The sequence below is a fragment of the Actinomadura geliboluensis genome (assembly GCF_005889745.1).
GTDB classification, from domain to species: Bacteria; Actinomycetota; Actinomycetes; order Streptosporangiales; family Streptosporangiaceae; genus Spirillospora; species Spirillospora geliboluensis.
Map to the genome: position 1 here is coordinate 1 of NZ_VCKZ01000261.1, position 13744 is coordinate 13744.

Genomic DNA, 13744 nt, shown 5'->3' on the forward strand with positions numbered 1-13744 from the left:
CGCGGCGGGGCCGGACCCGCAGCGCCGCCACGCGCGGGGTCAGCTCGCGCGCCACGGATGGAGACGACGCGGGTCGGCGCCGTCCCGGCCCCGCCGGAGGAGGGCACCATCACCCGCGACATGGTCGACCTGTCGCGGCCCGCGCTCGACTTCGTCGCGCTGGCCCCACCTCTCCGGCGGCCTCACCTCCGCCGACGTCGACACCCTCGGATCAACGGGTGATGAAGGGCTGTAGGGCGGCCTGGTAGTCGGCCATCGAGGGATAGGTCTCGACCTCGTGCCGGTCGTAGGGCGGCTCGCCGTAGGCGAGCTTGGCTGGGGCGCATTCGCCGACACCGGCGAGGCCCGTCAGCGTCCGCCGGCCGACCCGGCGGCCGGTGCGGGCCTCGTAGACCTCGAGGCGATGGCGGCCCTGGAAGGTCTCGAAGCGCAGCCCGCCCTCGTACATGCACACCTTGATCGGCTTGTCCGAGACGCGGCCCGCCGGGTAACTGCACGCCACCAGCTCCACCTCGTCCGGCGCGGGCCGCTTCGCGCCCACGCCCGCGGTCGCGTACTGCGGACGGCCCGCTCCCTCGCGGAAGAACACCAGCGGATGCGGGCCCGCCCCACCATGCTTCGCGGCCCGCTCGAAGGGACGGTCCTGGCGCCAGCACAGCCGGGCGAGATCCTGCAGCTGCTCCGGCCGCTCCCCGAGGACGGCGCGGACGAGCCACGGCTGCACGATCCAGCCCACCAGCACGAGCACCGCCATGCCCGCCGCCCCGGCCACCAGCCGCGGACGGAGCGACGCCCGCACCGGCCCCCGGCGCTCCACGGCCCTGCCCAGATCCCGGGGCGCGTTCACCGGGCCGACGAACACGGACCGCTCTTCGGCGCCGTCCGTCCACGCCAGCCGCACGACTCGCCGCTTCGGGCCCCAGTCGGGCGTCGTCAGCGAATCCCACGGGACGGCGGTGGCGGCGTCCCGCGCCCACACCAGCAGGCCGTCCTCGCAGATGGCGAACCGGTGCCGCGGCCCGTCCACCGGCCCGAAGCGGACCCAGCAGGCCAGGCCCGCCCACACCAGCGCGGGCAGCAGCAGGACGAACCGCCAGTCGAAGGCGGCGGCCACGCCCGCCGCCATGGCGAAGCCGAAGACCCAGGGGACGAGGTCGGTCCAGTCGGGCCGGCCGCGGTGCTGCCGGTGCACGCGCCGCACGGCGCCCAGCCCCGCCTCGGCGGCCCGCCCCGACATCGCCCGACGCAACCGCCTCACCGCTAGGGTTCGCGGCCGGCGGCGGGACTCCACCGATCCGCGCCGAGCATCATCGGCCGGGTTCGGCCCGCAACTCGGCGAGCCGCTCCGCCGCGCCCCGGTGCCCCTTCTCGGCCGCCTTGGCGAGCCAGGACTCGCCGTCCTGGAGGTCGCCCATCTCCAGCTTCAGGCGCCCCAGGTTGGCCATCCCGTCGACGTTGCCGGTGTCGGCGGCGCGCCGGAACCACCGCTCGGCGTCCGCGTGCTCATCCTGGAGGACGTGCTGGACGGCGAGGTTGTTCATCGCGATGTCGACACCGGCTTCGGCCGCGCGCCGGTACCAGGCCATGGCCTCATCACGCCGGCCGGTGCGGCTGAGGAGCGACCCCAGGTTGTTCATCGCCAGCGCGTGACCCGCTTCGGCCGCCCGGCGGTACCAGCGCTCCGCCTCGTCCGGCTCCGGCACGGACCGCCCCAGCTCGTACATGGCCCACAGGTCACCGGTCTGGGCGGCGCGCTCAAGCCACGTCCGGGCGTCGCCGTCCTCCCCGGCCTCCCAGGCGAGCCACACCATGCACTTGACTGCGGCGAGGTCGCCCTCCGCTGCGGCAGGACGGAAATGCTGCCTGGCTGCCTCGACCATCCCGAACTGGGCCAGACGTGAACACCACAGGGACGCGGCGTCCTCGTCGTCCTCGGCCGCCGCCTGCGGCAGCGCGATCGTCGCCGCAGGACCGATCCCGTGTGCAAGGCCGTCACCGCTCATGACGCCAAGCTACCGACCGAGATCACACGGTCATACCGATTTCGCCAGACCCGTCCGCTCCACTTGGGGTCGACCGAGTCACGCCGCCGTCGGCCCGGCTCCGGATCCCGCTCAGGACGGCGTCGAGCAGCCGGCCGAACTGCGCCGCGGAGCCGAAATCGTCCTGCAGCGGAGCGAGGGCGGCCATCGTCGGGTACTCGGCCGGGTCCATGGCGGACATGTCGGCGGGCGCATCGGGGCCGCGGTCGCGCCGGTGACTAAAGGGCGGGCTTGGTGGCGCGCAGGGAGTACATCAGGGGGATGCGGGGGTGGCCCTCTGGGAGGCGGTAGGTGGTGCCGTGGCGTTCCAAGATGGAGAACCGCTGCCAGAGCGTGTAGTCGTGCTCGTGCAGGAAGTCGATGCGCAGGCCCTGGGTGGTCAGGGCCGTCACCACTTCGCCCAGGCCGTGGGCGAACTCGATCGAGCGGGTGTGCTGGACGGGTACCTGCGGGTCGGCGTAGCTGCCCACATCCGGCTCGTCCCAGACCTGGGGGCCCTCGGCGAAGTAGTCGTAGGTGAGCGTGCGGCCTTCGCGGTCGTCGAGGGTGTCGGCGAACGGGTGGAACTCCGCCAGGTACAGGAACCCGCCCGGCTCCAGCAGTGACGCCACGACTCCGGCCCAGCGGTCGATGTCGGGCAGCCAGCACAGGGCGCCCAGGCCCGTGTAGACGATGTCGTAGGTCTCACCGAGGACCGCCGGCGCGTCGTACACATCCGCTACGGCGAAGCGGGCCGTGAGACCTGTTTCGTCCGCCACCCTGCGGGCGGCCTCGATGGCCTTCTCGGAGAAGTCCAGCCCGGTCACCTGCGCGCCCCGGCGGGCCCACGAGAGGGTGTCGAGGCCGAAGTGGCACTGCAGGTGAACGAGCCGCCGCCCCGTGACGTCTCCGACCTCGGCCGTCTCGAAGTCGCGCAGGGCCTGGCCGCCGGCCTTGAACCCGGCCACGTCGTAGAAGTCGCTGGCCAGGTGAATCGGCACCCGCTCGTCCCACAGCGCCTTGTTCGTCGCCAGATACTCGGCATCCGTCATGGCCAGAGCATAGGCCGAACTGATCACGCCTTGAGGGGTAGAGGATTTACTACACTCCCACTCGGGGACGAGGAATGGCAGATCCGCGTCACGAACGAGTTCCTCGGCTGGATCGGCGAGTTGGAGAAGCGCTCAAAGGCCCAGGTCGTCGATGCCGTCGACCGACTGGCCGAGGGCGGCCCAGGGCTTGGACGCCCCCTCGTCGATCGCCTGGAGGGTTCCGAGATCCACAACCTGAAGGAACTGCGTCCGGGCTCGGCCTGACGATCAGATTGGTCGGGCTGGTACCGGCGGGCGATACCGCGCGCCGAAGAGCTGTACGTCGACTACCTGAAGGAGCGAGAGGGCGAGGAGGGACTGTCGCGATGACGAATTTTCCCAAGTGGAGCGATGTGCGGGCCGACGTCGTCGAGGGCGCCGGCGGTGAGCGGGGCGTGGCCGAGGCGCGCAAGCGCAACCAGGCGTACATCGATGGGCACCGCCTCGCGGAGAGGCGCAAGGCCATCGGCCTGTCCCAGAAGGAGGTGGCCGACCGGATGGGCGTGACCAAGAGCCGCGTGTCCCAGATCGAGCGAGGCGAGGTCTCCACCGTCGAGGCCATTGCCCGCTATGTCCAGGCCATCGGTGGTGAGCTTCAGATCTCGGCCGTCTTCGGGGATGACATGTACGTCCTGCGCGGCACCGATACTCACGCCGCGTAGCGGGGCCGGTGTGCGTTCGCCATGGTCGCGAGCGTGAAGCAGCCGTGGGGTCAGTGGGTTGTGAAGCGGTGGGGGGTGAAGGTGGTGCCGTCTATGTGGAGGTCGCAGCGGGGCTTGGTGTCGTCCTTGGTGAAGAACTCGGTTTCGCGGGCGGCCCACTGTTCCCAGGCGTCGGCGTACTCGATGCCGTCGCGGGCTAGGGCGCGGGCCTGGCGGACGTCGTAGGGGGCGTCGATCCAGATGCGGTAGGCGGCGGGGGAGCCGGCCCAGGCTGAGCCGACGCCCTCGACGATGAGGACGGGCGGCGGCGGGATCTCCTCCTCGGGGCCGTAACCGTCGCGGTGCCAGTCGTAGCGGCGGAGGCGGGCCGGGCGTCCCGCGCAGAGGGGGTCGAGGACGGCCGCGCGCAGCGGTTGCCACCAGGTGAGCGGGTCGGCGTCCCAGGGGACGCGGAAGTCGTCGGAGCGGACGATCGGCGCGCCCACCAGGGCCTCCGCGAGGTGGCCGGCGAACGTCGACTTCCCGGCGCCGCTCGGGCCGTCCACCGCGACCAGGCGCGCCGGGCCGCAGGACGGCGGCAGGACGAGCAGGCGCGCGGCGAGCGCGGGGTAGGTCGTCGCGGAAGGCGGCACGGACGGCATACTTCCAGGTGCCGTACCCGCGAAGGAGGACGTCCTTGCCCGGACCGCTCGAAGGCGTCGTGATCGTCGACCTCAGCCGCGTGGTGGCGGGCCCGCAGGCCACCATGGCGCTCGCCGACCTCGGCGCCCGGGTCATCAAGGTGGAGCATCCCGGCGGCGGCGACGAGACCCGCGGGTGGGGGCCGCCGTTCGCGGGGGACGAGCAGGTCAGCACCTACTACCTGTCGATCAACCGGAACAAGGAGTCGGTGACCCTCGACCTGAAGTCGCAGGAGGGCGCCGGCGTCCTGGCCCGGCTGGTGCGGCACGCCGACGTGCTGGTGGAGAACTTCCGGCCCGGGGTGCTCGACCGGCTCGGGTTCCCCGTGGAGCGGCTGCACGAGCTGAACCCCGGCCTGGTCGTCCTGTCCATCACCGGGTTCGGGCACGGCGGGCCCGAGGGCGGGCGGCCCGGCTACGACGCGATCGTGCAGGGCGAGGCGGGGATCATGAGCGTGACCGGGCCGCCCGGCACGCCCAGCAAGGTCGGTCTCTCGATCGCCGACATCCTCGCGGCGCACAACGGGGTCGCCGGGGTGCTCGCCGCGCTGTACGAGCGCACGAGGACCGGGCGCGGGACGGTCGTGCGCACGTCGCTGCTGGCGTCGGTGGTCGGCGCGCACATGTTCCAGGGCACGCGGTGGACGGTCGCGCGCGACGCGCCCGAGTCGGTCGGGAACGACCACCCGTCCATCGCCCCGTACGGGACGTTCCGCTGCAAGGACGGGCAGATCCAGATCGGCGTCGCCAACCAGGGCCTGTGGCGCCGGTTCGCGCCGCTCGCCGGGCTCGACCCGGACGACCCGCGCTACGCCACGATCCCGGACCGGGCGGCCCGGCGCGCGGAGCTGACCGCCGACATCGAGCGCGCGCTCTCGGCCGACACGCGGGACGTGTGGCTCGCGCGGCTGGACGAGGCGGGCGTCCCCGCCGGGGCGATCCGGTCGATCGACGAGGTCTACGAATGGGCGCAGACCCGGTCGCAGGGCCTGGTCATCGAGGTCGACCATCCGCAGCTCGGCCGGATCGAGCTGCCCGGCCCGCCGCTGCGGTTCGACGGGGCGCCGCCGCGCGAGCACACCGCGCCGCCGCTGCTCGGCGAGCACAACGACGCGGTCCTGGCCTGGCTGGACGAGATGGAGAGGGGCGAATGATGGACCTGCTCGGCGAGACCGGCGGGCCGGTGCGCGTCGCGGGCCGGGAGCTGGCGCGGGACGAGCTGCTCGGCCGGGCGTCCGCGGTCGCCGCGGAGATCCGGGGCGCGGACGCCGTGGCCGTGCACGCCACGGCGTCGCTGGAGACGGTCGCGGCGGTCGTCGGGGGCCTCCTCGCGGGCGTCCCGGTGGTGCCGCTGCCGCCCGACTCCGGGCCCGCCGAGCGCGCCCACATCCTCGGCGACTCGGGCGCGAGCATGATCCTCGCCGCGGGGAGCACGGAGCCCGCGCCGGGCGAGCCGCCCCTGGTTCCGGTCGACCGGCTGCCGCGCGGCGGAAGCGGCGGCGGCGCCGTCCCCGCCGGCGCGACCGCGCTGATCCTCTACACCAGCGGCACGACGGGCGCGCCGAAGGGCGTGCTCATCTCGCGGAGCGCGATCGCCGCCGGGCTGGACGCGCTCGCCGAGGCGTGGGCGTGGACGCCCGGCGACGTGCTCGTCCACGGGCTGCCCCTGTTCCACGTGCACGGCCTGGTCCTCGGGGTGCTCGGGGCGCTGCGGGTGGGGTCGCCGCTCGTCCACACGGGACGTCCCAAGCCGGAGCTGTACGCGGCGGCCGCGCGGGACGACGGCGGCAGCCTGTTCTTCGGCGTCCCCACGGTGTGGTCGCGGACGGCGGCCGATCCCGCGACCGCCGAGGCGCTCCGCGGGGCGCGGCTCCTCGTCTCGGGCAGCGCGCCCCTGCCCGTGCCCGTCTTCGAGCGGCTCTCCGAGCTCACCGGGCACCGGCCCGTCGAGCGGTACGGCATGACCGAGACCCTCATCACGGTCAGCGCGCGCGCCGACGGCGACAGGCGCCCCGGTTATGTCGGCATGCCGCTGCCCGGCGTCGAGACCCGCCTGGTCGCCGAGGACGGCAGCGCCGTCCCGCACGACGGGGAGGCGCCCGGCGAGCTGCACGTCCGCGCGCCGCTGCTGTTCAAGGGCTACCTCAACCGGCCCGAGGCCACCGCGGAGTCGTTCGCGCCGGACGGCTGGTTCCGCACCGGCGACATCGCGACCATCGGCCCGGACGGCTGGCACCGCATCGTCGGCCGCGCGTCCACCGACCTCATCAAGAGCGGCGGGTACCGGATCGGCGCGGGGGAGATCGAGAACGCGCTGCTCGCGCATCCCGCGGTCCGGGAGGCGGCCGTCGTCGGCACCCCGCACGACGACCTCGGCGAGCAGGTCACCGCGTACGTCGTCGCCGACGGCGTCGGCGCGGACCAGCTCATCGGGTTCGTCGCCGAGCGGCTGTCGGTGCACAAGCGGCCCCGCGTCGTCCACCTGGTGGACGCGCTGCCGCGCAACGCCATGGGCAAGGTCGTGAAGACCCGCCTCGGCGAGCTCTAGGGCAGCACTTCCGCGAGGACGGGCCGCACGAGGCCGCGCGCGAACGACTCCGGCAGGTCGGGGCCGTCCTCGCCCTCGGCGAAGTAGTGCAGGAACCCCTGCTGGAAGCACGCCCCCATGAGCAGCGCCGCCACCGCCTGCGCGTCCGCGCCGGCGGCGACGCGGCCGAGGCCGCGTTCGGCGTCCAGGTACCGGGCGAGCGCCCGCACCGGCTCCCGCGGCCCCGCCCCGTACTTGCGCAGCGACTCGCGGGTGGCGTTCAGCAGCGCGGGCTGCGCCGCCATCGACGCCATCATCGGGAACGCCCGCCGGTAGAAGCGCAGCGCGCCGTGGACGACCGCGACGAGGTTGGACTCCACGGTGCCCTCGCCGGGGACGGCCATCGAGGCGAACGGCGGCATCCGCTCCTTCAGCACGCTCAGCATCAGCTCCTCCTTGTCGCGGAAGTGCTTGTAGAGCAGTGCCTCGGAGTAGCCGGACGCCTTCGCGATCTCCTTGGTGGTGGCGCGGGCGACGCCGTGCCGCCGCATGAGGTCCGCCGCGGCGTCCAGGATCCGTTCCCGCGCGCTCAATAGGGCCCCCTTGACAGGTGAGTGAACGCTCACCACGATAGAGGTTAGTAAATACTCACTCACCACAGGGGGCGACCATGAGGATCACGATCTTCGGGGCGACCGGAGCCACCGGCCGGCTCACCGTCCGGCGGGCGCTGGACGCCGGGCACCACGTCACCGCCGTCGTCCGCGACCCGGCGCGGCTGCCGTCCGAGCTGCGCTCCTGCGCGGAGGTCGTCCAGGCCGACGTCATGGACCCGGCCGCGATCGAGGAGGCGGTCAAGGGCGCCGACGCCGTCGTGTCCGCCCTCGGCAGCCGCGAGGGCCGCGCCCCGACCAGCGTCTGCGCGGACGGCGCCCGCAGCGTCCTCGCCGCCATGGACGCCGCGGGCGCCGACCGGTTCCTGCTGGTCAGCGCGTCCGGGCTGCACGCCGGGCCGGGCGACGACCCGCTCACCCGGTTCGTCGTCAAGCCGCTCGTCCTGCAGCCGCTCCTCAAGCACGCGTTCGCCGACATGCGCGCCGCCGAGCGCCTGGTCCGCGCGTCGGGGACGCGCTGGACGATCGTCCGCCCGCCCCGCCTCACCAACGGCCCCGGCAACGGCCGCTACCGCAGGGCGGTCGAGCGCAACGTGCTCGGCGGCGCCTCCATCGCCCGCGCCGACCTGGCCATCGCCCTGCTCGACCAGCTCGCCGACGACTCCACCGTCGGCCGCGTCGTCAGCGTCGCGAGCTGAGGGATGTGACACCTGTCATGCCGATCGCCTGACAGGCGCCGCCGGAACCGGTGACAGCGGCTCCTACCGGCCGCCGCGCGCGGCCGCGAGGCTGGGACGCATGGACGATCCAGCCATCACCGTCACCGGCCTCCGCCAGCGGTACGGGGACTTCGAGGCCGTCGCCGGCATCTCGTTCGACGTCGGCGCGGGCGAGCTGTTCGCCCTCCTCGGCACCAACGGCGCCGGCAAGACGACCACGCTCGAAACCCTGGAGGGGCACCGGCCCGCCCACGCGGGCACGGTCCGGGTGCTCGGGCACGACCCGTACCGGGAGCGCCGCGCCGTGCGCCCGCGCATCGGCATCATGCTGCAGGACGGCGGCTTCTTCGCCGACCTCACCGTCGCCGAGACCGTCGAGCACTGGCGCGGCTTCACCCCGGCGGCGCGTCCCAAGGACGAGGCCATCGCCATCTCCGGGCTCGCCGCCAAGGCCGACGTGCGGGTGCGGCAGCTGTCCGGCGGCCAGAAGCGCCGCCTCGACCTCGCCCTCGCGCTGCTCGGCCGCCCCCAGGTCATCTTCCTGGACGAGCCCACCACCGGCATGGACCCCGAGGCCAGGCAGGCCACCTGGGCGACCGTCCGCGACCTGGTGGCGGACGGCACGACCGTCCTGCTCACCACCCACTACCTGGAGGAGGCCGAGCACCTCGCCGACCGCCTCGCCATCATGCACCGGGGCCGGATCGAGACGTCCGGGACGGTCGGCGAGGTCGTCGCGGGGCACGGCGACCGCATCCGCTTCCGCGTCCCCGAGAGCCTCCAGGTCGCCGAACTGCCCGATCTGCGCGGCGCCCGCGCCGCCATCACCGTCGACGGCGGCCGCACCGTCGCCTCCTACACCGTCACCGACACCGGCCTCCAGGCGGGCCTGTACGACCTGCTGCGCTGGGCCGACGACCAGCGCGTCCGGCTCGACGGCCTGGAGGCGCGCAGCGCGTCCCTCGAAGACGTCTTCCTCCGCACCGCCGAAGGAGCGGCCCGATGAACCCGTCCGCCGTACTCGGCGTCGCCCGCCTCGACGCCACCCTGCTCTGGCGCAACCGGACGGCGATGTTCACCGTCTTCGGCCTGCCGGTGCTGTTCGCCGCGATGCTCGTCCCGATGAAGGGCCAGGAGATCGGCGGCGTGGACGGCGCCCTCCTCCAGGGCACCGGCCACCTCGGGTTCTTCCTCGTCTTCGCCGTGTTCATGAACCTCGTCAACGTGTTCACCGCCCGCCGCGAGGACCGCACGCTCAAACGGCTGCGCGGCACCGCGCTCTCGGACGCCGAGATCACCGGCGGCAGCGTGCTGACCGCGACCGCCATGTACGCCGTGCAGGCCCTCGCGCTGCTGGTCGCGCTGGGCGCCGCGTTCGGCGGCCGGTTCCCCGCCGACCCGGTGCTGCTGCTCGCCGGGCTCGCCGGCGGCGCCGCCGTCTTCGCGCTGCTCGCCTTCGCCGTCTCCGGCCTCACCCCGAACGCGGAGCTGGCGCAGCTCACCGTGCTGCCGATCATGTTCGGCTGCATGCTCGGCGGCGGCGTGATGTTCCCGCTGGAGGAACTGCCCGGCTGGCTCCAGCAGGTGTGCCGGGCCGTCCCGCTCAACCCGGTCGTGGAGATCGTCCGGACCGGGTACTTCGGGCGCGACTTCGTCCACCACGGCGCCCCGCACCCGCCCCTCGGCATCGTCGAGGGGTGGGCGGCCTGCGTGCGGCCGTTCCTCTACCTGGTCGTCTGGGGCGTCCTCGGCCGCGCCCTCGCCGCCCGCTGGTTCCGGTGGGAGCCGCGGCACGCCTGACCGGCGTCTACGCTGCGTTGAGAGGAGGAACGGCACATGACGGTCGCCACCACGGCGGATCTCGAAGAACAGGACACCCGCAGGCTGGAGCGCTACCGGCGGGTCACCTACCGCTCGTTCATGTTCGCCGCCGTGGGCTTCGCCGCGCCGCTCGTCGCCGGGCTCGGCTCCGCCTACGCCGACGGCGACGTGGGCGGCCCCGTCGCCGCCGCCGTGCTCGCCGGGTTCGGCGTGCTCGTCTGGTACTACCACCGGCTCGTCCGGACGGGCCTGGAGGGCGGCGCGTCCCGCCGCGACATCGCCGGCGGCGGCGCCGTCGCCGCCGCGCTGAGCCTGATGCTCCTCGTGAGCCCCTGGTTCACCATCGTCCCGGTCTTCTGGCTCTCCGCCGTCGTCCTGACGCCGATGGGCCGTAGCCGAGTCGCCGCCCTCTGCGCGGCCACCGGCGCGTACAGCGGCGCGGTCTCCACCGTCGCCGCCGACCGCCTCGACACGCACGGGTCGCTGCCCTGGTACGCGGTCTTCCCGATGCTGTTCGCGCTCTACACCGCGGTCTGCGGCGTGGTCGCGTTCGTCAACATCTACCAGCGCCGCATGTGGGACATGCACCGCGAGACCCACGCGGCCCGCGACGCCCTCGCCCGGCTCGCCGTCACCGAGGAGCGGCTCCGCTTCTCCCGCGACCTGCACGACCTGCTCGGCCACAGCCTGTCGCTCATCGCGGTGAAGAGCGAGCTGGCGATGCGGATGGCCGGCACCGACCCCGAGCGGGCCGGCGCCGAGATGGCCGACGTCCGGCACGCCGCGCGGGAGGCGCTGCGCGAGGTGCGGGCCGCCGTCAGCGGGTACCGCGCCGTCGAGCTGGACGCCGAGCTGGCCGGGGTGCGGGCCGTGCTGGAGGCCGCCGGGGTCCGCTGCGAGGCCGGCGCCCCGCCGGACGGGCTGCCGTCCGAGGTCCGCTCCGTGCTCGCCTGGGTGATCCGCGAGGGCGCCACCAACGTGATCAAGCACAGCGAGGCGCGCCGCTGCACGATCTCGATCACCGCCTACGGCGGGTCCGTGGTGCTGGAGATGCTGAACGACGGCGCCCGCGCGGCCGACGGGCCGGGCGGCTCGGGCCTGACCGGGCTCGCCGAGCGCGCCGCCGTGCTCGGCGGCGAGGTCGCTTTCGGGCGGCGCGGCCGCGACGGGTTCCTGCTGCGCGCGGCCGTCCCGCTGCCCGAGCCCGGCGACGGCGGCGGCGCCGTGCCCGCCGCGGCGCCCGCCGGGAGGGGAGCGTGATCCGCGTCCTGCTCGCCGACGACGAGCACCTCATCCGCGGCGCCGTCGCCGCGCTGCTCGGCCTGGAGGCCGACCTGCAGGTCGTCGCCGAGGTCGGCCGCGGCGACGAGGTCGCCGCCGCCGTCGCCGCGCACGACCCGGACGTCGCCGTGCTCGACATCGAGATGCCGGGCGCGGACGGCCTCTCCGTCGCCGAGGACCTGCACGCCGCCGGCGCCCGCTGCGCGGTGTGCATCCTCACGAGCTTCGGCCGCCCCGGCTACCTGCGCCGCGCCATGGCCGCCGGGGTCCGCGGCTTCGTCGCCAAGGACGCCCCCACGCAGGAGCTCGCCGCCGCCATCCGCAAGGTCCACGGCGGCGGCCGCTACCTGGACGCCGAGCTCGCCGCCGGCGCCATGGCCGCCGGCGACAACCCGCTCACCGAACGCGAGCGCGAGGTCCTCCGCCTCACCGGCACCGGCGCCGGGACCGCCCGCATCGCCGCCGCCCTGCACCTGTCCGAGGGCACCGTCCGCAACTACCTCTCCACCGCCATGGGCAAGCTCGACGAGTCCAACCGCCTCGCCGCCGTCCGCACCGCCGAGCGGATGGGCTGGATCTGACGCCGTTACCCTGGTCGGCGTGGGTGAGCCTCTCGTAGCGCGCATGCAGGGATTCGGCGAGACGATCTTCGCCGAGATGTCGGCCCTCGCCGTCCGGACCGGGGCGATCAATCTCGGCCAGGGCTTTCCGGACGAGGACGGCCCGGCCGGCGTCCTGGACGCGGCGGTCGAGGCCATCCGGTCGGGCGGGAACCAGTACCCGCCGGGGCCGGGCGTGCCCGAACTGCGGGAGGCGGTGGCGGCGCAGCGGCTCGGCCGGTACGGGCTGGAGTACGACCCCGCGACCGAGGTGTACGTGACCGTGGGCGCCACCGAGGGCATCGCCGCGTCCGTGCTCGCGCTCGCCGGGCCCGGCGACGAGGTCATCGTCTTCGAGCCGTACTACGACTCCTACGCGGCCGTCGTCGCGCTCGCGGGGGCCGTGCGCAGGCCCGTCACACTGCGGCCGGTCGAGGGCCGGTTCACCTTCGACCCCGACGAGCTGCGGGCGGCCGTCGGGCCCCGCACGCGCGCGATCCTGGTGAACTCGCCGCACAACCCGGCGGGCACCGTCTTCACGCGGGACGAGCTGGAGGCCATCGCCGGCGTGTGCCGCGAGCACGACCTGGTCGCCATCACCGACGAGGTGTACGAGTACCTCACCTTCGACGACGCCGAGCACATCCCCCTCGCCACGCTCGACGGGATGCGGGAGCGGACGGTGTCGGTGTCGTCGGCCGGCAAGTCGTTCTCCGTCACCGGATGGAAGACGGGCTGGGTGACCGCGCCCGCGCCGTACGTCCGGGCCGTCCAGACGGTGAAGCAGTTCCTCACCTACGCGGTCAGCGCCCCCTACCAGCGGGCCGCCGCGTACGCGCTGCGCAACGAGATCCCGTGGGTGGAGGAGCTGCGCAAGTCGCTCCAGGGCAAGCGCGACCGGCTCATCACCGGCCTGGAGGCCGCGGGGTTCACCGCGTACCGGCCGCAGGGCACCTACTTCGTGCAGGCCGACATCCGGCCGCTCGGGTTCACCGACGGCATGGAGCTGGCCCGCGCCCTGCCGGAGCGGGCGGGCGTCGTCGCGATCCCGACCCAGGTGTTCTACGACCACGCCGAGGCCGGGGCCCACTTCGTCCGGTTCGCGTTCTGCAAGAAGGACGAGGTCATCGACGAGGCCGTGGAGCGCCTCGCCCGGCTCCGCTGAGAAAACCGCGCCGCCCCTGTCAACGGGGCCGCCCGTCCGGGATTACGTCACGACAACCGATCCCGACGGGAGGTACTCGTGGATGATCCCGGATCACGGTTCACCAGCCTGTACGACGAGAACCACCGGCGCGTCCTCGCCTACGCGCTCACCCACGCCGAGCCGCACACGGCCGAGGACATCGCCGGCGAGACGTTCCTGATCGCCTGGCGGCGGCTGGACGACGTCGGCGACCCGCCGCTGCCGTGGCTGCTCGGCGTCGCCCGCAACCTGCTGCGCAAGCAGCACGACCGGCGCCGCCGCGGCCACGCCCTCGCCGACCGGATCCGGGCGCTGACGACGCCCGCCGACCTCGCGGCCTGGGACGTCGCCGAGCACGTGGTGGAGCGCGAGACCGCGCTCGCGGCGGTCGCCGCGCTGCCCGAGCGCGACCTGGAGGTGCTCGCGCTCGTCAACTGGCACGGCCTGGAGCCCCGGCAGGCGGCGAAGGTCATGGGCTGCTCGGCGCCCGCGCTCGCCGTCCGGCTGCACCGCGCCCGCAGGCGCCTCGCCCGCGCCCTGGAC

The 13744-nt window shown here is 74.2% G+C and carries 18 protein-coding genes; 12 read left to right on the forward strand and 6 right to left on the reverse strand.

All coding sequences use genetic code 11. The features are described 5' to 3' along the window. The first annotated feature begins 57 nt into the window (after positions 1 to 57). Positions 58 to 222 (forward strand): hypothetical protein, encoded by a 165-nt coding sequence (locus tag ETD96_RS45145; RefSeq protein ID WP_171069288.1) that lies wholly within the window; start codon positions 58 to 60, stop codon positions 220 to 222. On the opposite strand, the gene ETD96_RS29220 is transcribed toward ETD96_RS45145, so the two are convergent. The 4 genes from ETD96_RS29220 to ETD96_RS29235 all read right to left on the reverse strand — a co-directional run bounded on the left by ETD96_RS29220 (position 212) and on the right by ETD96_RS29235 (position 3073). After that, a complete protein-coding gene (locus ETD96_RS29220; RefSeq protein ID WP_138639710.1) occupies positions 212 to 1237 on the reverse strand; it encodes a hypothetical protein in 1026 nt (341 codons plus the stop codon). The two genes, ETD96_RS45145 and ETD96_RS29220, sit on opposite strands and share 11 nt — an antisense overlap. A gap of 70 nt (positions 1238 to 1307) precedes the next feature. Further along, the gene (locus tag ETD96_RS29225; RefSeq protein ID WP_138639711.1) at positions 1308 to 2003 is read right to left on the reverse strand and encodes a tetratricopeptide repeat protein; all 696 of its coding nucleotides are present in this window, start codon (positions 2001 to 2003) and stop codon (positions 1308 to 1310) included. Between the two features lie 22 nt (positions 2004 to 2025). Then, positions 2026 to 2214 (reverse strand): hypothetical protein, encoded by a 189-nt coding sequence (locus ETD96_RS29230; protein ID WP_138639712.1) that lies wholly within the window; start codon positions 2212 to 2214, stop codon positions 2026 to 2028. Between the two features lie 46 nt (positions 2215 to 2260). Beyond that, the gene (locus tag ETD96_RS29235; RefSeq protein WP_138639713.1) at positions 2261 to 3073 is read right to left on the reverse strand and encodes a class I SAM-dependent methyltransferase; all 813 of its coding nucleotides are present in this window, start codon (positions 3071 to 3073) and stop codon (positions 2261 to 2263) included. Between ETD96_RS29235 and ETD96_RS29240 the strand changes: the two genes are divergently transcribed. Both ETD96_RS29240 and ETD96_RS29245 read left to right on the forward strand, forming a co-directional pair. Then, the gene (locus tag ETD96_RS29240; protein ID WP_240808312.1) at positions 3011 to 3337 is read left to right on the forward strand and encodes a type II toxin-antitoxin system RelE/ParE family toxin; all 327 of its coding nucleotides are present in this window, start codon (positions 3011 to 3013) and stop codon (positions 3335 to 3337) included. The genes ETD96_RS29235 and ETD96_RS29240 overlap by 63 nt on opposite strands. A gap of 101 nt (positions 3338 to 3438) precedes the next feature. Further along, entirely contained in the window at positions 3439 to 3774 is a 336-nt protein-coding gene (locus ETD96_RS29245; protein WP_138639714.1) for a helix-turn-helix domain-containing protein, read from the forward strand. 50 nt (positions 3775 to 3824) lie between these two features. Here the strand turns inward: ETD96_RS29245 and ETD96_RS29250 are convergent, their stop codons facing one another. Continuing rightward, entirely contained in the window at positions 3825 to 4415 is a 591-nt protein-coding gene (locus ETD96_RS29250; protein WP_138639715.1) for a uridine kinase family protein, read from the reverse strand. A 35-nt stretch (positions 4416 to 4450) separates the two neighbouring features. On the opposite strand from ETD96_RS29250, the gene ETD96_RS29255 reads away from it, so the two are divergent. Together ETD96_RS29255 and ETD96_RS29260 are read left to right on the forward strand one after the other, a co-directional pair. Then, the gene (locus tag ETD96_RS29255) at positions 4451 to 5608 is read left to right on the forward strand and encodes a CaiB/BaiF CoA transferase family protein (protein WP_138639716.1); all 1158 of its coding nucleotides are present in this window, start codon (positions 4451 to 4453) and stop codon (positions 5606 to 5608) included. Next, positions 5605 to 7002, forward strand: coding sequence for an acyl-CoA synthetase (locus tag ETD96_RS29260; protein ID WP_138639717.1), 1398 nt, complete (start codon positions 5605 to 5607; stop codon positions 7000 to 7002). Before ETD96_RS29255 ends, ETD96_RS29260 begins: the two co-directional genes overlap by 4 nt. Here the strand turns inward: ETD96_RS29260 and ETD96_RS29265 are convergent. Continuing rightward, positions 6999 to 7574 carry a TetR/AcrR family transcriptional regulator gene (locus ETD96_RS29265; RefSeq protein WP_138639718.1) on the reverse strand — a complete coding sequence of 192 codons (576 nt, stop codon included), beginning with the start codon at positions 7572 to 7574 and terminating at the stop codon, positions 6999 to 7001. The two genes, ETD96_RS29260 and ETD96_RS29265, sit on opposite strands and share 4 nt — an antisense overlap. Before the next feature lie 77 nt (positions 7575 to 7651). Between ETD96_RS29265 and ETD96_RS29270 the strand changes: the two genes are divergently transcribed. From ETD96_RS29270 to ETD96_RS29300, 7 genes are all read left to right on the forward strand, one after another. Continuing rightward, positions 7652 to 8293: an NAD(P)-dependent oxidoreductase gene (locus ETD96_RS29270; protein ID WP_138639719.1), complete on the forward strand. Its 642-nt coding sequence runs from the start codon at positions 7652 to 7654 to the stop codon at positions 8291 to 8293. Between the two features lie 100 nt (positions 8294 to 8393). After that, positions 8394 to 9320: an ABC transporter ATP-binding protein gene (locus ETD96_RS29275; protein ID WP_138639720.1), complete on the forward strand. Its 927-nt coding sequence runs from the start codon at positions 8394 to 8396 to the stop codon at positions 9318 to 9320. Continuing rightward, positions 9317 to 10114 carry an ABC transporter permease gene (locus ETD96_RS29280; protein ID WP_138639721.1) on the forward strand — a complete coding sequence of 266 codons (798 nt, stop codon included), beginning with the start codon at positions 9317 to 9319 and terminating at the stop codon, positions 10112 to 10114. The genes ETD96_RS29275 and ETD96_RS29280 overlap by 4 nt, the downstream gene beginning before the upstream one ends. Positions 10115 to 10150: 36 nt before the next feature. Beyond that, the gene (locus ETD96_RS29285; RefSeq protein WP_138639722.1) at positions 10151 to 11395 is read left to right on the forward strand and encodes a sensor histidine kinase; all 1245 of its coding nucleotides are present in this window, start codon (positions 10151 to 10153) and stop codon (positions 11393 to 11395) included. Continuing rightward, positions 11392 to 11997, forward strand: a complete 606-nt coding sequence (locus tag ETD96_RS29290) for a response regulator transcription factor (protein ID WP_138639723.1) — start codon at positions 11392 to 11394, stop codon at positions 11995 to 11997. Before ETD96_RS29285 ends, ETD96_RS29290 begins: the two co-directional genes overlap by 4 nt. A gap of 19 nt (positions 11998 to 12016) precedes the next feature. Continuing rightward, a complete protein-coding gene (locus ETD96_RS29295) occupies positions 12017 to 13180 on the forward strand; it encodes a pyridoxal phosphate-dependent aminotransferase (RefSeq protein WP_138639724.1) in 1164 nt (387 codons plus the stop codon). A 78-nt stretch (positions 13181 to 13258) separates the two neighbouring features. Continuing rightward, positions 13259 to 13744: RNA polymerase sigma factor (locus ETD96_RS29300; RefSeq protein WP_138639725.1), on the forward strand; the 486-nt coding region annotated here is incomplete at its 3' end.

Coding starts and splice junctions, on each gene's coding strand:
- ETD96_RS29270 (WP_138639719.1), top strand. CDS start 7,652: ATGAGGATCACGATCTTCGGGGCGACCGGAGCCACCGGCCGGCTCACC.
- ETD96_RS29245 (WP_138639714.1), top strand. CDS start 3,439: ATGACGAATTTTCCCAAGTGGAGCGATGTGCGGGCCGACGTCGTCGAG.
- ETD96_RS45145 (WP_171069288.1), top strand. CDS start 58: ATGGAGACGACGCGGGTCGGCGCCGTCCCGGCCCCGCCGGAGGAGGGC.
- ETD96_RS29230 (WP_138639712.1), bottom strand. CDS start 2,214: ATGGACCCGGCCGAGTACCCGACGATGGCCGCCCTCGCTCCGCTGCAG.
- ETD96_RS29285 (WP_138639722.1), top strand. CDS start 10,151: ATGACGGTCGCCACCACGGCGGATCTCGAAGAACAGGACACCCGCAGG.
- ETD96_RS29220 (WP_138639710.1), bottom strand. CDS start 1,237: ATGTCGGGGCGGGCCGCCGAGGCGGGGCTGGGCGCCGTGCGGCGCGTG.
- ETD96_RS29225 (WP_138639711.1), bottom strand. CDS start 2,003: ATGAGCGGTGACGGCCTTGCACACGGGATCGGTCCTGCGGCGACGATC.
- ETD96_RS29250 (WP_138639715.1), bottom strand. CDS start 4,415: ATGCCGTCCGTGCCGCCTTCCGCGACGACCTACCCCGCGCTCGCCGCG.
- ETD96_RS29260 (WP_138639717.1), top strand. CDS start 5,605: ATGATGGACCTGCTCGGCGAGACCGGCGGGCCGGTGCGCGTCGCGGGC.
- ETD96_RS29235 (WP_138639713.1), bottom strand. CDS start 3,073: ATGACGGATGCCGAGTATCTGGCGACGAACAAGGCGCTGTGGGACGAG.
- ETD96_RS29280 (WP_138639721.1), top strand. CDS start 9,317: ATGAACCCGTCCGCCGTACTCGGCGTCGCCCGCCTCGACGCCACCCTG.
- ETD96_RS29275 (WP_138639720.1), top strand. CDS start 8,394: ATGGACGATCCAGCCATCACCGTCACCGGCCTCCGCCAGCGGTACGGG.